This window comes from Halococcus sp. IIIV-5B, assembly GCF_003602035.1.
Taxonomy (GTDB): Archaea; Halobacteriota; Halobacteria; order Halobacteriales; family Halococcaceae; genus Halococcus; species Halococcus salsus.
Map to the genome: position 1 here is coordinate 1 of NZ_QZWE01000045.1, position 17,889 is coordinate 17,889.

At 67.9% G+C, this 17,889-nt stretch carries 26 protein-coding genes; 15 read left to right on the forward strand and 11 right to left on the reverse strand.

Annotated elements, in window-relative coordinates; translation table 11 throughout:
• Positions 1–405 (reverse strand): DUF2298 domain-containing protein (locus tag D3261_RS18330; RefSeq protein ID WP_233554035.1); only part of this gene is annotated, 405 nt, incomplete at its 3' end.
• A 116-nt stretch (positions 406–521) separates the two neighbouring features.
• On the opposite strand from D3261_RS18330, the gene D3261_RS18335 reads away from it, so the two are divergent.
• A complete protein-coding gene (locus D3261_RS18335) occupies positions 522–1,439 on the forward strand; it encodes a sulfide-dependent adenosine diphosphate thiazole synthase (protein ID WP_120074884.1) in 918 nt (305 codons plus the stop codon).
• Positions 1,440–1,449: 10 nt separating this feature from the next.
• On the opposite strand, the gene D3261_RS18340 is transcribed toward D3261_RS18335, so the two are convergent.
• From D3261_RS18340 to dcd, 5 genes are all read right to left on the reverse strand, one after another.
• Positions 1,450–1,884, reverse strand: a complete 435-nt coding sequence (locus D3261_RS18340; RefSeq protein WP_120074885.1) for a VOC family protein — start codon at positions 1,882–1,884, stop codon at positions 1,450–1,452.
• Between the two features lie 93 nt (positions 1,885–1,977).
• Positions 1,978–2,199, reverse strand: coding sequence for a hypothetical protein (locus D3261_RS18345; RefSeq protein WP_233554036.1), 222 nt, complete (start codon positions 2,197–2,199; stop codon positions 1,978–1,980).
• Between the two features lie 51 nt (positions 2,200–2,250).
• Complete coding sequence (locus D3261_RS18350; protein WP_120074889.1) at positions 2,251–2,943, reverse strand: class I SAM-dependent methyltransferase; 693 nt, start codon at positions 2,941–2,943, stop codon at positions 2,251–2,253.
• A 1-nt stretch (position 2,944) separates the two neighbouring features.
• The gene (locus tag D3261_RS18355) at positions 2,945–3,832 is read right to left on the reverse strand and encodes a thiamine-phosphate synthase family protein (RefSeq protein ID WP_120074891.1); all 888 of its coding nucleotides are present in this window, start codon (positions 3,830–3,832) and stop codon (positions 2,945–2,947) included.
• Entirely contained in the window at positions 3,829–4,449 is a 621-nt protein-coding gene (gene dcd / locus D3261_RS18360; RefSeq protein WP_120074893.1) for a dCTP deaminase, read from the reverse strand. The genes D3261_RS18355 and dcd overlap by 4 nt, the downstream gene beginning before the upstream one ends.
• A 99-nt stretch (positions 4,450–4,548) precedes the next feature.
• Between dcd and D3261_RS18365 the strand changes: the two genes are divergently transcribed.
• On the forward strand, positions 4,549–5,769 hold the full coding sequence (locus tag D3261_RS18365) for an AI-2E family transporter (RefSeq protein ID WP_120074895.1): 1,221 nt from the start codon (positions 4,549–4,551) through the stop codon (positions 5,767–5,769).
• Between the two features lie 41 nt (positions 5,770–5,810).
• Here the strand turns inward: D3261_RS18365 and D3261_RS18370 are convergent, their stop codons facing one another.
• The gene (locus D3261_RS18370) at positions 5,811–6,329 is read right to left on the reverse strand and encodes a gas vesicle protein (RefSeq protein ID WP_120074897.1); all 519 of its coding nucleotides are present in this window, start codon (positions 6,327–6,329) and stop codon (positions 5,811–5,813) included.
• Between the two features lie 78 nt (positions 6,330–6,407).
• Positions 6,408–6,716, reverse strand: coding sequence for a gas vesicle protein GvpA (gene gvpA / locus D3261_RS18375; protein ID WP_120074899.1), 309 nt, complete (start codon positions 6,714–6,716; stop codon positions 6,408–6,410).
• Positions 6,717–6,921: 205 nt separating this feature from the next.
• Here gvpA and D3261_RS18380 point away from each other — a divergent pair, with 205 nt between their 5' ends.
• The 11 genes from D3261_RS18380 (at position 6,922) to D3261_RS18430 (ending at position 13,869) form a co-directional block, all read left to right on the forward strand.
• The gene (locus tag D3261_RS18380) at positions 6,922–7,560 is read left to right on the forward strand and encodes a GvpL/GvpF family gas vesicle protein (RefSeq protein WP_120074901.1); all 639 of its coding nucleotides are present in this window, start codon (positions 6,922–6,924) and stop codon (positions 7,558–7,560) included.
• Positions 7,560–7,811, forward strand: a complete 252-nt coding sequence (gvpG, locus tag D3261_RS18385) for a gas vesicle protein GvpG (RefSeq protein WP_120074903.1) — start codon at positions 7,560–7,562, stop codon at positions 7,809–7,811. The genes D3261_RS18380 and gvpG overlap by 1 nt, the downstream gene beginning before the upstream one ends.
• Positions 7,811–8,284: a gas vesicle protein GvpH gene (gene gvpH, locus D3261_RS18390; RefSeq protein WP_120074905.1), complete on the forward strand. Its 474-nt coding sequence runs from the start codon at positions 7,811–7,813 to the stop codon at positions 8,282–8,284. Before gvpG ends, gvpH begins: the two co-directional genes overlap by 1 nt.
• On the forward strand, positions 8,281–9,303 hold the full coding sequence (locus D3261_RS18395; RefSeq protein ID WP_120074907.1) for a hypothetical protein: 1,023 nt from the start codon (positions 8,281–8,283) through the stop codon (positions 9,301–9,303). The genes gvpH and D3261_RS18395 overlap by 4 nt, the downstream gene beginning before the upstream one ends.
• Positions 9,296–9,739 (forward strand): gas vesicle protein GvpJ, encoded by a 444-nt coding sequence (gene gvpJ, locus D3261_RS20930; protein ID WP_120074908.1) that lies wholly within the window; start codon positions 9,296–9,298, stop codon positions 9,737–9,739. The genes D3261_RS18395 and gvpJ overlap by 8 nt, the downstream gene beginning before the upstream one ends.
• Positions 9,726–10,046 (forward strand): gas vesicle protein GvpK, encoded by a 321-nt coding sequence (gene gvpK / locus D3261_RS18405; RefSeq protein ID WP_120074910.1) that lies wholly within the window; start codon positions 9,726–9,728, stop codon positions 10,044–10,046. Before gvpJ ends, gvpK begins: the two co-directional genes overlap by 14 nt.
• Entirely contained in the window at positions 10,039–10,860 is an 822-nt protein-coding gene (gene gvpL / locus D3261_RS18410; RefSeq protein WP_120074912.1) for a gas vesicle protein GvpL, read from the forward strand. Before gvpK ends, gvpL begins: the two co-directional genes overlap by 8 nt.
• Positions 10,841–11,134, forward strand: a complete 294-nt coding sequence (gene gvpM / locus D3261_RS18415; RefSeq protein ID WP_120074913.1) for a gas vesicle protein GvpM — start codon at positions 10,841–10,843, stop codon at positions 11,132–11,134. Before gvpL ends, gvpM begins: the two co-directional genes overlap by 20 nt.
• Positions 11,135–11,330: 196 nt before the next feature.
• The gene (locus D3261_RS18420) at positions 11,331–11,744 is read left to right on the forward strand and encodes a hypothetical protein (protein WP_120074915.1); all 414 of its coding nucleotides are present in this window, start codon (positions 11,331–11,333) and stop codon (positions 11,742–11,744) included.
• A 79-nt stretch (positions 11,745–11,823) separates the two neighbouring features.
• Positions 11,824–12,162 carry a peptidyl-tRNA hydrolase Pth2 gene (gene pth2 / locus D3261_RS18425; RefSeq protein WP_120074917.1) on the forward strand — a complete coding sequence of 113 codons (339 nt, stop codon included), beginning with the start codon at positions 11,824–11,826 and terminating at the stop codon, positions 12,160–12,162.
• A 195-nt stretch (positions 12,163–12,357) separates the two neighbouring features.
• Entirely contained in the window at positions 12,358–13,869 is a 1,512-nt protein-coding gene (locus tag D3261_RS18430) for an Nramp family divalent metal transporter (RefSeq protein WP_120074918.1), read from the forward strand.
• Positions 13,870–14,028: 159 nt separating this feature from the next.
• Here the strand turns inward: D3261_RS18430 and D3261_RS18435 are convergent, their stop codons facing one another.
• Positions 14,029–14,541: a hypothetical protein gene (locus D3261_RS18435; RefSeq protein WP_120074920.1), complete on the reverse strand. Its 513-nt coding sequence runs from the start codon at positions 14,539–14,541 to the stop codon at positions 14,029–14,031.
• Between the two features lie 94 nt (positions 14,542–14,635).
• On the opposite strand from D3261_RS18435, the gene D3261_RS18440 reads away from it, so the two are divergent.
• A complete protein-coding gene (locus D3261_RS18440; protein ID WP_120074922.1) occupies positions 14,636–15,025 on the forward strand; it encodes a DUF6276 family protein in 390 nt (129 codons plus the stop codon).
• A 2-nt stretch (positions 15,026–15,027) separates the two neighbouring features.
• Here D3261_RS18440 and D3261_RS18445 read toward each other — a convergent pair whose 3' ends face one another.
• Positions 15,028–16,008, reverse strand: a complete 981-nt coding sequence (locus D3261_RS18445; RefSeq protein WP_120074924.1) for a hypothetical protein — start codon at positions 16,006–16,008, stop codon at positions 15,028–15,030.
• Positions 16,009–16,083: 75 nt separating this feature from the next.
• A complete protein-coding gene (gene prf1 / locus D3261_RS18450) occupies positions 16,084–17,331 on the reverse strand; it encodes a peptide chain release factor aRF-1 (protein ID WP_120074926.1) in 1,248 nt (415 codons plus the stop codon).
• 102 nt (positions 17,332–17,433) lie between these two features.
• On the opposite strand from prf1, the gene D3261_RS18455 reads away from it, so the two are divergent.
• On the forward strand, positions 17,434–17,889 hold a 456-nt coding region (locus D3261_RS18455; protein ID WP_147464998.1), incomplete at its 3' end, for a MinD/ParA family protein.

Genomic DNA, 17,889 nt, shown 5'->3' on the forward strand with positions numbered 1-17,889 from the left:
GGTGGGCGCGCGATAGAGCGACATCACGAGCCCGAAATCCAGGAACTTCTCGCCGTCGGGCGTGATCCCCGGGTCGACGCCGCGGACCGCGATCACGACCAGGTAGACGAGGGTGAACACCACGAGGACCTCGGCGGCCGCCCGGCGGTCGACCTCGACGCCGCCCCGAACCGAGGCCATCGCACAGACCGCGAGCCCGGCGAGTCCCGCGATCACCGCGACCCAGCCCAGCGCGAGGTGGCCGACCCAGAACCCGACGAGCCCGAAGACGGCGAACGAGAGCCCGAGCGAGAAGCCAGCCCCCCGGCCCGGCAGCGACGAACAGAGCCGCGCGGCGACCGGCAGGCCGAACAGCCCGAGCACGACGTAAGCGACCCACCACACGACGACGAGACCGTACTCCATCCAGTTTGGAAGGCGGGGACGCCCGTTATACGCACTTCGGATCGACCCCGGCCGCCGACGCCGAACCCGCCCTCGACGGAACACTTTTGTACCACGACTGAATATCACTGGGTTGTATGACCCAGTTCAGCGACGTGGGCGAGGCGGACGTGACCCGAGCGATCGGCCAGGAGTGGACCGAGGAGTTCCTCGACTACACGGAGTCGGACGTGATAATCGTCGGCGGCGGTCCCTCTGGACTGATGGCGGCGACGGAGTTGAGCGAGCGCGGCGTGAAGGCGATGGTCGTCGAGAAGAACAACTACCTCGGGGGCGGGTTCTGGCTCGGTGGTTTCCTGATGAACAAGGTCACGGTACGGGACCCCGCCCAGTCGGTGCTCGACGACCTCGACGTGAGCTACGAGGAATCGGCGGACTCGGAGGGGCTCTACGTGGCGAACGGTCCGGAGGCGTGTTCGGGACTGATCAAGGCGGCCTGCGACGCGGGCGCGAAGATGCAGAACATGACGGAGTTCACCGACATCGTGGTGCGCGAGAACCACCGCGTCGGCGGGATCGTGATGAACTGGACGCCGGTCCACGCCCTCCCGCGGGAGATCACCTGCGTCGACCCGATCGCGGTCGAGAGCGAGGTCGTGGTCGACGCCACCGGCCACGACGCGATGGTGGTCTCGAAACTCGACGAACGGGGTGTGCTCGACGCGCCGGGACTCGGGGAGGCGACCGAGAACGCGACCGGGATGGACCACACAGGAGAGGATTCCTACGGCGCGCCGGGTCACGATTCACCCGGCCACGACTCGATGTGGGTCGGGAAATCGGAGGACGGCGTGGTCGAACACACCGGGAAGGTCCACGACGGCGTCGTCGCGTCCGGGATGGCGGTCGCCACGACCTACGGCCTGCCCCGGATGGGCCCGACCTTCGGCGCGATGCTCCTCTCGGGCAAGCGCGCCGCCCAGGCCGCCATCGACGATCTCGGGATCGACGCCGACCCGGTCGAACTCACTCCGCGGGCACCCGCCGACGACTGATCCCGCGACCCTACGATTCGACGAGTTCGACGAGGTTGCCCTCCGGGTCGCGGACGAACAGGATGCGCGACCCGCTGCCGGTCGTCCGGGGTTCGCTCAGCGTCTCGATGTCGTCCGAAAGCCCCTCGTAGAAGCCGTCGACGTCGTCCGTCGCGAGGCCGAGGTGTTTCGCGCCGGGCTGGTTCACCATCGTCTCACCCACCGTCTCGCCCTCGGGCTCGTACTCGATGAGTTCGACGCGCGACCCGCCGGCGTCGAGGTGCGCGAAGTTCCCGGTCGCGCCCTCGACGGCGACCGCCGCCGCGAACTCGTCGTCCGAGAGGGTGAACTCCGCCGCGACGTCGAGGCCGAGCACGTCGCGGTAGAACTCGATAGCACTGTCGAGGTCGCGAACGGTGATCCCGGTGTGGTGGGCGGTGAGGTCGATATTGCTGGTGTCGCTCATGAGCCGACTACTCGGGTCGGGGTCGAAAACCGTTCGGTCGCCGGTGGAGCGTCGTGACGCGTCGGCGGGTGGACTCGAACACTCGTGTGAGGGTCAGACGCCGTGGGTCGAGTTCCGGATCCCGACGTGGGCGAACGCGAGGAGGGTGGCGAGCAACCACACGCCGACGACGGTGTTCGTGAGGGCGCTTGGAACGATCGGCGGGAGGAAGAACGCCGTGAGGAAGGCAACGAGTGCGAGCACGGTCAGCCACTTGTAGACCCGGACGGCGTCGGCTAGCGTTCGCTCGTCCTTTCGTGGGTCGTCCGTCGCCATACCGGACTGTTCCAAACCTACCCTCATGAGCTTTCAGGCGTGCTCGCCGTCTCACTCGACGGTGGCGGAACTCAGCCGGACGAACCCGAGCGCGAACGCCTCGTGGGCGTATTCGGAACGGTTTTCGAGCGGCTTGCGGGCGGCGGCCACGCGGTCGTCGAGCGGTTTCCACGGCGGAGTCGAGTATCGGAGCCGGGTCGTGGGTGGGGCGCTCATGGCGACGAACAGTCGAAAGAGCGCGTCGAGCGGGCGCGCCCGCGGGTCCGTGCTTCGGCTGGCGTCGAGCAGCGCGATTCGACCGCCCGGCCGGACCAGCGAGCACCACTCCTCGACCGCCGCCGCGGGGCTTCCGAGCATCCCGACCACGAAGCTCCCGAGCACGGCGTCGACGGGGCCGGCGATCGGCGGCGCGGTCGCGTCACCGCGGACGAGGTGGACGTTCTCCCAACCTCGCTCCTCGACCCGGGTCGCCGCGCGGTCGAGCATCCCACGCGTGAAATCCACCCCGACGACCGTGCCGCTCGCGCCGACCCGTTCACGCAAGTACGAGAAATTCGCGCCCGTTCCACAGCCCATCTCGACCACGGTGTCGCCGGGCGAGAGGTCGAGGCTCTCGGCAGTGCGCTCGCGCCACGACCCGACCCCTGGGAAGGTGGCGACGAGGTCGTAGAGTCGCGCCCACCGGCCGTAGAAGGACTGTGCCTCGTACGCACCCTGATTCGTCGCGTCGGTGTGCTGCCCCATATCAGACGAGGTCGCGGACGCGGGCGGCGGCGCCCTCGGCGCTCGGCGCGAGGAGGTAGACGATGGCCTCGATACCGAACCCACCCGCCTGGTAGAGCACGTCGGCGTCGGCGGCCTCGACCGCCGTGATGGCCGACTCGGCGTCGGTATCGCCGTCGAACTCCACAGTGTGAAACCCCTCGGCTTCGAGCCGTTCGACGATCGCCGGATCGTAGCGGAGGTTGAGCGCGGCGCGCGCGTCGCTGCCCGCGGCGCGCGCGGCCAGCAACACGCCCGCGACGTGGCCCGAGACCCCGAACTCCGGTTCGCCCGGCACGGTGGTTCGGCCCTTCACGTCGAAGATCCGACCCGGAACGCCGGCGACGTCCTCGATCCCGTTCGGCTCGGGGACGCACTCGACGAGGTTCGAGCCCACGTTCGGGATGAGGCTCGCGAATCCACCCGTCGTTTCGAGCGTGGTGAGCCCGCGCCGGACCGACGCCAGCGTGCGTTCCGCGGCTCTGAGGTCGCTGTCGGCGTCGTGGACGTCGAAGCCCGCGTGGCCCGCGAGCCCCGGCACCGCCTCGGCGTGGAGATCGGCCAGAAGGTCGCCGCATTCGAGCGCCCGGATCAGGATCTCGGTCTCGACCAGCGCGCCGACCTGGGTCGTCTCGCCGGTCGCGAGGCCGTCGGCGAGCTCGTCGACGAGGGTGGCGACCCGGTCGTCCTCGCTTATCCGGTCGTTTCGCGCCACCTCGCCGTGGGCGTACTTCGAGACCGCCGACTGGCTGATGTCGAGGATGTCGGCCACCTCGCTCTGGGTCAGTCCGCGCTCGCGGAGGCGCTCGGCCAACAGCGAGCGAAACGTGGGCAGGAACTCGTCGACCACGATCTCCTCGACGAACCTCATCGCGGTTCCTCGTCCCCCTCGATCCCGGCACGCTGGTCGCCACCGAACTCGTGGTCGTTGCCGATCCGGGAGGCCTGTGGCCCGGTCTGGTCCTGATACTTCGAGCCCCGACCCGCACCGTAGGGCTCCTCGGCCGGCGATTTGAGTTCGGTGAAGACCACCTGTGAGATCCGCATGCCGGGCGAGAGCGCGACCGGCGCGGTCCCCAGATTCGAGAGTTCGAGCGTGACCTGGCCCCGATAGCCCGGGTCCACGATGCCCGCCGTGGCGTGGATCACGACCGCGAGCCGGCCGAGCGAGGAGCGACCCTCGACGTGGGCGATCAGGTCGTCGGGGACCGAGAGCCGTTCGACGGTCGTCCCCAGCACGAAGTCGCCCGGATGGAGGATGAACTCCTCGTCCTCGTCGACGACGGTCTCGGTGACGTACTCGTCGACCTCGTTCGTCGAGTCGGGGTGGATACAGGGGATGTTGGTCCGCTGGAATTCGAGGAACTCCCGACCCAGCCGAAGGTCGACGCTCGCGGGCTGGATCTGGAGGGCGGGGTCGGCGAGCGGCTCGATGGCGAGGCTGCCCGCCGCAAGCCGCCGGCGGATGTCGCCGTCCGAGAGTATCATACCCCGAAACCACGGCGAAGCGGCCTAAAACCTTCCCGTCGAGTTCGGCCCCCCATGCAAGGGCAAGGGCTTTCCGGGGAGCGGCTGTCCCACGGGACGATGGCTTCCGATGGCGAGTTCGGTCCGTTCACCAACCGAGCGCGCGTCGCGTGGTGGCTGTTCGTCCTCGCTCTCGGGCTCGTCGCGGCCTATCTCGCGTACTCCTTCATCGGTGTGATCGTCCTCGGCGTCTTCGGCTACTACGCTACGAGACCGATCTGCCGACGGTTCGCGCGCTACACCGACTCCCCCGGGCTCGCGGCGGTCACCACCGTCGTCGTGGTGGTCGTCCCGATCCTCCTGCTCGTCGTCTACACCGGTTTCCGTATCTACCAGCAGGTCCGGCGGCTCCTCTTCTCCGACAGTTCCGAGAGCATCGCGACGTACCTCAACGTCAGCGCGCTCCCCGCCGACCAGCAGGCGATGGTCAGCTCGCTGCTCCGGAACCCGGCTCAGCTCGTCAGTCAGCCCCGCCAGGTGCTCGACCTCCTCCCGACGCTGCTCCAGCAGGGCACGCTGGTCTTCAACGCGGTGTTCGGCGGCCTCCTGCTCGTGGCGCTGGCGGTCGCGCTCTCGTACTACCTGCTCGAAAACGACCACCGGCTCGCACGCGGGTTCGAGTCGCTGGTCGGCGGCGAGGACACCGTCGCCTACGCCTACGCCTCGACGGTCGACGCCGACCTCGAATCGGTCTTCTTCGGCAACGTCCTGTTCGTCGCCGCGATGACGGTCATCGCCGGCATCACCTACGAGGCCACCACCCTCCTCGCCCCGGCGGGCATCGAGGTCCCGCTGATCCTCGCGCTCTCGGTGCTCACCGGGCTCACGAGCCTCCTCCCGATCGTCGTCAGCAAGGTGGTCTACCTCCCGCTCGTCGGCTACCTCGCGCTGCAGGCGCTCGACGCCGGTCGCGGCGCGCTCGCGTTCGTGGTCGGGGTGTTGGTCGTCTACTTCCTCGTGCTCGACATCCTCCCCCAGACGTTCGTCCAGCCCTACATCACGGGTCGCCAGCTCGACATGGTACTCCTGATGTTCTCGTACATCCTCGGCCCGACCCTCCTCGGCTGGTACGGCTTCTTCCTGCTCCCGATCGTCTTCATCGTGATGCTCGAAGCCGTGCGGATCGTACTCCCCGAACTCGTTCGTGGCGAGCCCCTCACCCCGACGATCTCGCTCGGCCACGGCGTCGGCAGCGACGTCGAATCGACGCGCGCCGGGGTGTCGGCGACGGACGACCCGATCGACGAGGCCGGCGAGGACGAGACGGCCACCGAGAACTGACCGCTCGCCCGACCGAGTGACCGGAAAAAGGACTTCAGTGCCTACAGCGCCTGCGAGGGTTCCTCGTCGCGGCGCGTGTCGCCGCGACGATACCGGTCCAGCCGTCGATAGCCCGTTATGGTTCCGCCGCCGTCGAGCTGGATCGCGTACCGCCCGAGAATGTCCTGGGTGTCGGGCACCGAGCGGCGCTCGACGATCTCGACGAGCGCGCGCCAGTCGTCGCCGTCGCCGTCACGCTCTATCTCGACGATGCTGTCGAGCGGCCGACCGATGAGGTCCGCGGCGGCGTCGCGAACGTGGTTTCGGACCTCGACGATGCCCGCGCTGACGTTTCCGCTGACGTCCGTCCCGTCCGCGTCGCTCGACCCGGAGGCGTCGTCATCGTCGTCGTCGTCCTCGACGGCATCGAGGCGTTCGTCGATCGCGTCGAGGGCCCCGGTTCGGTTCTCGTTCTCGGATTCGGACTCGCGGATCGCTTCGAGGGTGTCCGGGTCGTCGATGGACTCGAGTTCGTCGCGCAGTTCGTCGATCGTGTGTTCGCTCGGGTCGAGGTCAGCCATTGGTGGATAGAGTGCTCTCTGGGGTGGTATATAAAATCCCGCACGGGTTCGGGCGCGAGGCCCGACCGATGACGGGCGTTACTGCTCCTGTTCTTCCTCGATCCGGACGTCCGGCTCGTCGGGTTCGGGCTGGACCATCGGCGAGGTACCCAGATCGAGGTCCTTCAGGTCCTGGAGGTCCCCGGACTGGCTCGCCATCTCCAACTTGGATATCTCCTTCCCGTAGTGGAGGAAGGTGTCGACCGAGGCGACGACCACGCGCGCTTCGACCGTGAGGATCTCGATACCGACCACCGAGACACGCGCCCAGATGTCGATGACGATCCCCTTATCGAGGATCCGATCGAGCACTTCGGCCAGACTGTCGCTTGAGGGTCGTGCACTCATCGTACTCCCTCCGAGGGTGGGCCACCTAATACGCTTTGGGCAGGCACCGGCAGGGTGGGGTGCCGTCGAGGGTCCGGCCGCCGCATGGGGGTTCGCGACCGAACGCCGTCTCGCGAAGAGGTTGCGCGTGCCGGCGACATGCCTATTAGCACGACCGTTGATATTACGGTATGACGCGCGAGCGTTGTCCGTGCGTCGTCCCATCATGAGCGAGAACCTCTACGCCTACGGCGTCGTCGAGAACGAGGAGCTGGAGTTCGAGGTCGACGGCGTTGCGGGTGCGACGAGCGCCTACACGGTGAGCCACGGCCCGCTCGCGGCCATCGTGACCGACATCGACACGATGGACCCCGAACTCTCGGACGAGAACGCCCGCGCGCACGACGACGTCCTCCAGACCGTCCTGCTCGACGACGGCGGCCGAACGGTGGTGCCGATGCAGTTCGGGTCGGTCTTCAAGAACGGCCGGGCGCTCAAGAACGTGCTTCGGGGCGGCCGGCGGGCGTTCACGAAGGCGCTCCGGGAGATCGACGGCTACTTCGAGTTCGGCGTCAAGCTCGTCGCCGACGAGGACGCCTCGATCGACGCCGAGGCGGTTCGCGAGGACGCCGTCGAACGGTTCGCGGCGGCCAGCGTCAACGAGTCCGAGAACGACCGATTCAGCGACCGGCTCGTGATGAACCGGTCGTATCTCGTCGACCGCGACGAGCGGATCGCGTTCGACGAGGCCGTGGACGCGGTCACCGACGACTACGGCGATGTCCTCACGGTCCAGTACACCGGGCCGTGGCCGCCGTACAACTTCGTGGACATCGAGATCGGCGCACAGGGGAACCAACGATAGTGTTCGTCCTCGACGACCTCCTCCTGCGCCCGATCATCTCGGTCGCGAACGTCATCCACTCGATGGCGATCGAGGAGCTCTACGACATCCAGGGGATACAGGACGAGCTGAAGGAGAACCGATTGCTGTTCGAGATCGGCGACCGCTCGACCGAGGAGTACGAGCAGCGACGGGACGAGCTGCGAACGCAGCTCGACGTGGCACGCGAGGCGCGCGAGACGCTGTCGAGCAAGGTTGAGGTGAAACGATAATGACATCCGATGACCATGACGCGGAACGAAGCGACGCCGGTGGATCGGGGTTCGTCCGGACGGTGTTGTCGGGGCTGTTCGAGACCATCGCCGACATGGACGAACGCGACCAGCGACGCCGGAGCGCGACCGGGAGCGGCCGCAGCGGCTCCACCCGGTTCGACTACGGGCTCGACGTCGGGATCGGACCCGGCCGGGACGAGTCGCAGTCGCGTGACCCGGAGGTCGAGACCGACTACGCGGCCTCCGTGAACCCGACCGACGAGGGCTGTATCGTCACGCTCGACCTCCCCGACGTCGACCCGCGCGACCTCGCGGCCGGCGTCGACTCGTCGGGCGAGACCCTCGTGGTCGGGACGGATTCGGTGATACTCGAACGCGTCTCGCTCCCGCGTGGGGACCTCGCGGTCGCGGACGCGTCGTTCAACAACGGCGTGCTCGACGTTCGGCTCGTCGCGGAGGGGGCGGCATGAGCGACTCCGAATCGAAGGAACGGATGGCCGAGGCCGCCGACAAGCTCGACTCCGCGCTCGGTGCCTCGGAGCGGAACGCGAACGAGGAGACCGACGAGACCGAGACCACCGAGGGATCCGACGAGGCCGAGGACGCACTCCCCGAGCTGCCGGAGATGGACGGTCTCATCGAGCGCGTCGAGACCGACATCGAATCGCTCCTCGGGGTGTTGAACGGCGAGATCGCGTTCTCGGAGGCCCGCGAGGACATCGAGGACCTCGGGAACGTCATCGAGGAGACCGGCGAGCTCCTCGACACCGTCGACATGAGCCAGCTCCCCGACGCCATCGACATCGAGGAGCTCCCGTCGGCGATCGACGCCGACGAGCTGCCGGAGGCGATAGCGACCCTCGAACCGGGCCGCGCGGTCGAACTCACCCAGCTCGCCTCGCTCGTGGAGTTCAACGAACTCTGGGGGTCGGTCGACGTCCGGGAGTTCATCCGGAACAAGGAGGAACTCGAGGACGCCACCGACGAGGTCACCGACGACGATCCGGACGATTCGGGGACCGACGATTCCTCGATACTGGGTTCGTCCGACGACGGATCGGGAACCGACGACTCGTCGATGCTGAGTTCGTCCGATTCCGGACCGGACGAGAGCACGTCGTCGGCCGACGGTCCCACGCTCGCCGAACAGCAGGAGGCCGCCCAGGCGACGATCCAATCGAAGCTCCGGGACGCGATCGGGGAGTTCCGCGAGAGCGTGCTCGACACGCGCGAGCAGGTCAAGGAGGCGCGCGAGACCGCGAACGAGAAGATCGAGGCGAAGACCGGGGGCGACATCGGCCAGCCCTCCTCCCGGAACCCGACCGCGGTCTCGACGATGACCGCGGGCTGGAAGACCGGTAGCTGGTCGTCGACGGGCTACTCGACGGTGCCGACCGAAACCCTCCACTCGGGCGCACCGAACCACACCCGGATCTACGGTTCGCGATTCGAGGGCCTGCGGAACGAGGAGGCGGACGACGATGAGTAGCGGCGGTCCGACGCGACAGAGCGACAGCCTCGCCGACGTGGTGGAAATGCTGCTCGACAAGGGGGTCGTGATCAACGCCGACATCGTGGTCTCGATCGGCGACACCGAACTCCTCGGGGTCCAGCTCCGGGCCGCCATCGCCTCGTTCGAGACCGCCGCCGAGTACGGCCTCGAGTTCCCTGACGGCACCGACATGGAACGGGTCGAGGCCGCCTCCGGGCGGTCCGAGCTCCCGGACGAGACGGACGCCGAACAGACCACGATCGAGGCGGTCGGCGAGGAGGTCGTCGACGCCGCCGGCGACTCCGACGACCAGGGCGAGCCCGGGATCCGTTCGCGGCCGGGCTCCGACGAGGACGAGGACGACGAAGCGGACGAGGACGGTGAGACCGAAGAGCCCGAGGAGGTCGTGGAGGAGACCAATGACGACGATTGACGTCGACGGCGACCAGGCGCGCGACGGGCTGATGACCCTGGTGGTCACGGTGGTCGAACTCCTCGTGGACGCGATGGAACGCGAGGCGATCCGCCGGATGGAGTCGGGCGAACTCACCGACGATGAGATCGAGCGGCTGGGCTCGCAGCTGGCGGCGCTCGAAACCGAGATCGAGAACATCAAGCAGGACGAGGGGATCGAGGAGCCGGTCGACGACCTCCGTGGCGAGCTCGACGGGCTGGTCCGGGACCTCGTCGAGCGTGCCGACGAACCCCGCGACGAACGGGGCGTGATCGACGGTGTCTGAGACCGACGCGTTCGACGAGGGACGGTACCTCTACTGTGCCGTGCGGCTGGACGGCGACGCCGAGTTCTCGGCGACCGGTGTCGACGACGAACCCGTGCGGCTGGTCGCGGTCGACGACATCGGGGTCGTGGTTCACGACTGTGAATCCCTCTACGACACCGCCGACATGGACGTGGTGCGGACGTGGGTGCTCCAGCACCAGCGCGTCGTCGACGAGGCGGGCGAGGCGTTCGACACCCCGCTTCCCTTCCAGTTCGACACCGTCGTGACCGGGAGCGACGAGAGTGTGCGCGAGTGGGTCCGCGAGGAGCGCGAGACCATCGGTGACTACCTCGACGCGGTCGCCGGCCACTGGGAGTACCGGATCGAACTCCGGCGCGACGAACAGGCGTTGGTCGAGGACCTCGAAGCCAGCGACGACCGGCTCGGGGAGCTCGACACCGAAATCGCCGACGCGGGTTCGGGGACCGCGTTCATGCTCGAGAAACAGTACGACCAGCGGCTCCGCGAGCTCAAGCGCGAACGCCGTAACGAGCGGGCGGGGGCGCTCCGCGAGCGGCTCGAATCGGTCGTCCGCAACGTCTCCGAACTCGGCGAGCGAACCACGCTCGACGACGAGGACGCCGGCGACGACGGTATGGAGACCCAAGCCCGGTTCACGGTGCTCGCGCCGGCCGACCGCGAAGACGACCTCGGCGACCTGCTCGACGAGGTCGCGGCCGAGTCCGGGGTCGAGGTCAGGTTCACCGGGCCGTGGCCGCCGTACTCGTTCGCGCCGGCCATCGGGGGTGAGGATGGAGCCGAAACGGGCTGACGACGACGTCATCGTCGACCTGCTCGACGTCATCCTCCGCGACGGGGCGGTGATCGAGGCCGACGCCATCATCAGCGTCGCCGACATCCCCCTCGTCGGGCTGAAACTCCGGGCGGCGCTCGCCGGGATGGCGACGATGACGGAGTACGGCATCTTCGAGGAGTGGGACCGCCAGCAGCGCCAGCGTGCGCTCGCCGGCGACGAACTCGCGGATGCGCGGTTCGCGGAGGGGCCGACCGACGACCCGGGCCAGTTGGAGGGAGAGGAGCCGTGACACCGATCCCGGCCCCGGCCCCGGAGACGGGGACCCACGCCCGTGCAAGCAGCGCAGTTATACCACCGACCCGGCCATATCGACCCATCGAGCGACTCGCTCGCCGACGAAACTCAACCATGACCCGACACCAACAGCGACCGGACGGCGTCCCGAAGCGGAACCAGCCCTCGTCCCAGACCTCGGAGGTGAGCCGATGGGTGTAGCCACGACCCTCTTCCGGCTCATCGGCGGGATCGTCGGCGAGCGGGTCGGAAGCTCGCTCGGCGAGCGGATCGAGCGGTCGTTCTCCGGGAGCAACGAGGAGGAAACTGACGAGGACGAGGAAGAAGGGGACGAAGCGGACGAATCCGACGAGGACGAGGAAGAGGAAACCGAAGAAGAGGAAGAGACCGACGAGTCGAGCGAGTCGGAGTCGGACGAGGACGAGTCGGCCGGCGGGAGCGTCGCGGAACGGGTGACGAGCGCCCTCGACTCGGTGGCGGGCGGCTCGGATGAGGACGAAGACGAGTCGAGCGCGCTCGGCGACCTCGACGCGATGTCCGACGAGGACCTCCAGGAACTGGCCGAGACCCTCGTCGACGAACTCAACCGACGGAGCGAGGAGTAGGGCTCACCGACGCCCGCGATCTTTTTCGAAGCATCGACCGAGTAGGCAGTCCTTTATTCGCCGCCGCCGGGATCCGGACGTGAAACAGGCCATCGTCGCGCGTACCGACATCGGGATGGGGAAGGGAAAGCTCGCCGCGCAGGTCGCCCACGCTTCGCTGTCGGCCTACGAGGACGCCGACCGACGCGCTCGGACGGCATGGAAGGGCGAGGGCCAGAAGAAGGTGGTGCTGAAAGGCGACGCCGAGAGTACGCTGTTCGAGCTCGCCGACCGTGCCGAGCGCGAGGGACTGCCCCACGCCGTCATCCGCGACGCGGGTCACACTCAGCTCGACCCCGGTACCGTGACGGCGCTCGCGGTCGGGCCGGGCGAGGACCGCGTCGTCGACCGCGTGACGGGCGACCTCTCCCTGTACTGATCCGTCGGACGGACCGGTGTCAAGGGCCAGGGCGCGTGCTGCCCGATTCCCCCGACGCGAGATGAGCGGTTGTTTACACGAAACCGCTCCACAAATAACGACGATCTCGATCTTCGAGCCCGAAATCGGCGACGATCCGGACGGATCGCGAAGCCGTTATACGGTTTCACCGACCGGTATTCGTGTGGATGATCGATGACGACTGACCCAGCGCGGACGGCGACCGATGGCGAGGACGGGCCGGGGGAGGGCCCCTACGACTATCCCGAACCGCCGACGGAGCTCACGGCGGGCCGACGGGGGAACTGGCTCAAACTCCTCGCGTACTTCGGGCCGGGCGCGGTCGTGGCGTCCGCGACCCTCGGCTCCGGCGAGGTGCTGTTCGCGCCGCGGGGTGGGGCGATCTTCGGCTACGCGATCCTCTGGACGCTGGTCTGGGCGGGGCTCGTCAAGGGGATCGTGGCCTACTCCGGGATCCGGTACTACACCCTGACGGGCGAGCACGTCACCTCCCGGTGGGCGAAGCTGCCGGGCCCGCGGGGCTGGTTTCCGCTGCTGATCGGGGTGATATCGATCGCGGCCTTCCCGGCGTGGATCGCGGGCTACGGCGAGTTCCTCGGGCAGATCGTGACCTGGACGCTCGGCGTCGGGCAGAACGAGACCAACTTCGCGGTCGTGGGTACCGTCCTGATCCTGGTGACGGCGGCGCTCGCGATCCTCGGCGGCTACGACCTCGTCGAGCGTGTACAGGTCCTGATCGTGGCGTTCCTCTCGGCGGCGATCCTCGTGTTGACCGTGAGCTCGCTCCCCTCGCCGATGGCGATCCTCGGCGGGCTGATCCCCTCGCTTCCGGGCGGCTATCCCTCGTTCGTGGTCGACAACTACCCCACGATCGCCGAGCGGCCCGTCTGGGTCGAGGTCGTGACGTACATGGGCGCGGTCGGCGGTGGAGTCTACGACTACGTCGGCTACGTCGGCTACGCCAAGCGACGAGGCTGGGGGATGCTCGGCCGGTCCGACCACGCCGAGGTGGAGCGGTTCGTCCGGGAGCTCGACAGCAGCGAGACCGTCCCGATAGCCACGAGCGAGGCCAATCGAAAACGCGGCCGGGCGTGGCTGAAAGCCCCACAGATCGATGTATTGGTCGCGTTCGTCGCGATCACCTTCTTCACCGCGGCGGCGATGATCCTGGGTGCGGAGAGCCTCAACACCGCACAGCTTGTGCCCGCCGACTTCCAGCTGTTCCAGTATCAGGCCCAGTGGTTCGCCGACATCAACCCGAGCCTCACGATCCTCTGGCAGGTCGGGGTGTTCTTCGCGATCTTCGGGTCGCTCTACGCCGTCTGGGAGGGCTACACCTGGACCTGGCTCGAATCGTTCAAACCCTTCTCCGCGCGGATCCGCCGGCTCGAACGCGACCGCCTTGGGCTGGCCCGGACGATAACCGTCGTCTACGCCGGCGGGGTCGCGCTCGTCCTGCTCTGGTCGGACCTCGACGCCATCAGCATCGTCACCCCGGCATCGTTGCTCGGTGGGGTGTTCGGGTGTGGACTCTGGTGCTGGGCGATGCTGTGGGCCGAGAAGACCGCGCTGCCCCCCGAGTGGCAGGGCGGCTGGAAGCTCGACCTCGGGCTCGTCGTCGCCGGGTCGTTCCTGACGATCGCCGGCGTCGTCTCGATCGCCCAGTTCTTCGGGTTCGCACCGTAGTCGGACCCGCTCGCTTCTTCCGGACACCGACGGACGGTGCGAAGGCCTAAACGGGCCGACGGTGTCGCTCCCCGTATGGAACTGATCGCCGAACCCGATGAGTACCGGATCCTGGTCGCGCTCGCGGTGTTGGCGGTGATGTGGGTCTACGTGATCGGCTCACAGGTCGGGTTCTGAGTTCTCGGGGGCCGAGGACCCACCTTCGAGCGTTTCGAGCCGCCCGTCGAGCACCCCGAGTGCCCGTCGGACGCGATACCAGCGGAGCCCGGCGTAGCCAGCGACGACGGCGGTACAGCCGGCGAGAACAACCGAGACGAGCGCCGCGGCGGCCGCGACCACGAGACAGCCCGCGGCCAGCCCGGCCCAGAGGTGGTGTTTACCGCGGTACTCGGCGCGGACCTCGCGCAACATCGTGGCCTGCTCGCCGGCGGTGTACTCGCGGTCGGTGTCGACCTCGTATTGCGCCACCAGCCCCGTCCCGTCCCCCTCGTGCTCGCGCGAGGCCGCCACGGTCCGACCGAGGAGCCACCGTCGCGAGGCGTAGACGCCACCGAGGAGGGGTAAGAAGCCGGCGACGAAGCCGTACCGGAAGTAGACGACGACCGTGAGCACGAAACAGCCACCTGCGAGCCCGAGCCAGGCGGCCGGCGTCGACGGTGCTCGACGATCCATTCCGTCGACCTACGACACAGCGCGGCAAAAACGCGTTCATCGGCGTCCGTCGTCAGTGCTCGATGCTTTTCCCTGCTCCCTTCGTTCCGACCGCATGGACTGCCCCGACTGCGGAAACGAAACCGTCGCGTTCGTCGTCCCGGACGAGTATCGGGAGTTCACCCCGGACGACGACGAGGTGCTCGCGCTCTGTCCGACCTGTCTCGGACTCCACTCGACCGCGGACGCCGACCCGGATCCCGATTTCACGCGAGTGGGCGAGGCCTTTCCGAGCGGTGCGGCCGCGATACCGATGGCGCTCGCGCTCGGGTTGCTCGATTCGCTCGCGCTCCACCGCTCGGCCATCGAGACCTTGCTCGAACGGGTCGAACGCGCCGGAGCCGACCCGCTGTTGGTGCTCGACCGCCTCGCGGCCGATCCGGGGGTCGACGCACGGATGGACCTCGACGGACGGCGGCGGCAGGTGGCGCAGTTCCGGGGGTGAGGCTACGGCTGTCTGACCGCCGAGGCGATCCGTTGCATCAGCGATTGGGAGGGCCGTGCGTTCTCGGTCACCTGGTAGTCGTTCCGGAGCCCGCCGTCGGTCTCGGCGCTCAGGATCCGCATGTCCGCCGATTCGGCCACCCGTTCGACGCCGGCCCCGACCGACCCTAGCGTGGTGATCAGGAAGGGACGGGCGTCGACCGCCGTCGCGACGTCGCGGAGGTGGAGCGCGTCCGCCTCCACGGGGCGTTCGTGGATCGACGCCACGATCCGGCTGTCGAGCAGGATGTCCTCGGCGTAGACGTGGACGGGCTGGTCGCCGGCGTCGGTGTGGACGGTCGTGTCGGCCTCGGCCTCGAACCCGCGCTCTTCGAGCATCTCGACGACCGACTCGCGGGCGGCGAGCTGGGCGTCGACCCACTGTCGACCGCCGTCGGTGAGGCTGTACCGACAGAGCACCCGCTCGATGGTGTCTTCGGGGGCGAAGACCTCGCTGCACTCGCGACACCGGAGGGCGTGTTCGGGGGTCTCGAAGTACGACCCGCAGTCCTGACAGACGTGGCGCGTCCCGCGCTCGACCTCGTCGAGCGTCTCGAGCTCCGCCTCGCAGCCGGGACAGACGTACTCCTCGACGCCGACCTCGAACTCCTCGCGCGGGGCGATGTGTCCGCACGCGAGGTGTTCGAACAGTTCGGTCTCGACGGTGTAGGCCGAGCCACAGCCGCCACAGGCCGTGGTGTACTGCATCCCCTCCGCGTCGCAGCTCGGGCAGACGTAGACCTTCTCGACGAACGTCTTCTCCAGGATCTCGCGTTGGGCCAACGATTCGAGTACCTGGTAGGCCCCGGGGTCGTCGTCGTTGAGGTGGCGTTCGGCCGCCGGGTAGCCGACATCGCCGGTATCGGTATCGATCGACGGCTCGTACTCCGCCGTCGACCCGTCCGCGAGCGCCGTGAGGGCTGTGAGTGTTCCGGGCGAAACCATGGTCGCTGTATTTTCCTCCGCGCGACGGAATAAATAGTTTGCTCAAACCCCACCGCCCTCCGGCGACCGCTCGCTTTAGACGCCCGTCGAGTACCGCAGGATGCCCGCGATCCCGCCGAACGCGTCGAGCAGCTGTTCGCCCTTCTCGAAGTCCGAGGAGATGAACTTGGTTTCGGTGCCGCGCTTGTCCGCGATGTCGATGAGGTGGTCGATGGCGTCCTCGCGCTCGCCCTCCTCGACCTCCGTGCCACACTCCTCACAGGTGTGGACCGGCGTCTCGGCCCGCGGTCCGACGAGTTCGAACTCCTCGTGGCCGTTCGGACACTCGTAGGCCACGACGTCTTGACGGAGGTCCTCGGAGATCAGGAGCCGGTCGACCGACCCGAGAATGAGGTTCTCGCGGGTCGCGCCGAAGCCGTAGGTCGCGAGGTTGCCTCCGTGGAGTTCGCCGAAGAACTCCTCCATCTGGTTCTTGTCCTCGATGACCTCCTGGCCCGCGAGGGTCTCGCTCGCGGCGTCCACGAGGTCCGAGAGCCCCGATTCGTCGGTGTAGGAAACATCATATTTCCCGAGGACCTTGTCCTGGAGTTCGTGGTGGAGGTAGTCGCCGTCGAGGAACTCGTCCTTGGTCGGTGAGGGGCCGCCCACGAGCACGCCGTCGATGTCGTGGCGTTCGGGCACCATCAGGTCGTTCGCCATCCCCGCGACCTTCTGATAGAAGTTGTCGATCGCTTCGAGGCGGAGGCGGGCGAACCGTTGGGCCGACTGGCCACCCTTTCGCTGTTTGCCGGGGACGAGCGACGACGCCGAACTCACGGGTTCGACCCGCTTGCCACGGAGCCAGCCGACGTTGGCCTCGCGCCGGTCGAGCACGATGAGTCCGAACAGTCCTTGATCGGCGAGCATCGCTTCGAGGGGTTCGGTGACGAACTCGGAGGAGCACCGATAGAGCGAGGACTGGATCGGCTGGGGCGGGTTCTCGAGCGCTCTCGTGATCATCTTCGTCTGCCCGCCGCCGGTGTCGATCGCCCCGCTGAACAGCACCATCCCGTTCTCGGGTGGGAAGGTGTCGTAGTAGCGGAGGCGGTCGCGGATCGACTTCAGTGCGTCCTGGACGTTGGTTCTGGTCTGTTTGGACTTGATGTTCGAGGCTTCGGAGTACTCCTCGTTGACGTGGGCGACGTTGTCGGAGATCTTCTCGTCGGGCGTGATATAGAGACTGACGAGCTGCGTTCCTGATCCCTCGTACTGCTTGAGGTCCTCGATCAGCCGCCGGAACTCGTACTTTTTCCGGTCGGATTGTTCTGCTTGCTGGGTGCTCATTGGGGGATCCTACCGCCTTCGGTGGTAAGTACCCTTTGACCGCCCGAACGCGCGGTTCGCCCCCGGTCAGGTTTATATCCCTCGTGTTCGATAGTTCGGCGCATGGCGGGACGTGTCTACGCGCTGGCGAGCGGGAAGGGTGGCGTGGGCAAGACCACGTCGGCGGTCAACCTCGGCGCGGCGCTCCACGACGCCGGCTACGATACCGTCGTCCTCGACGCCGACCTCGCGATGGCGAACCTCGGCGGTCTCGTGGGTATCGACGACGGCCCGACGGTCCACGACGTGCTCGCGAACGAGGCGGCCCTCGGCGACGCGCTGGTGTGGGTGGACGAGAACGGGCCACAGCGTTCGCCGCCGGCGGAGGGGCCGTCGTTCGTGGTGGTACCGGGCTCGCGTTCGCTCGATTCGTTCGCCGCCGCCGACCCCGGCGAGCTCCGGCGGGTCGTCGAATCGCTCGCCGCGGCCGCCGACTTCGTGGTCTGTGACACCGGTGCGGGCCTGACCCACGAGAACGCGGTGCCGTTCGGCGTGGCGGACGGTGTGGTGCTCGTAACC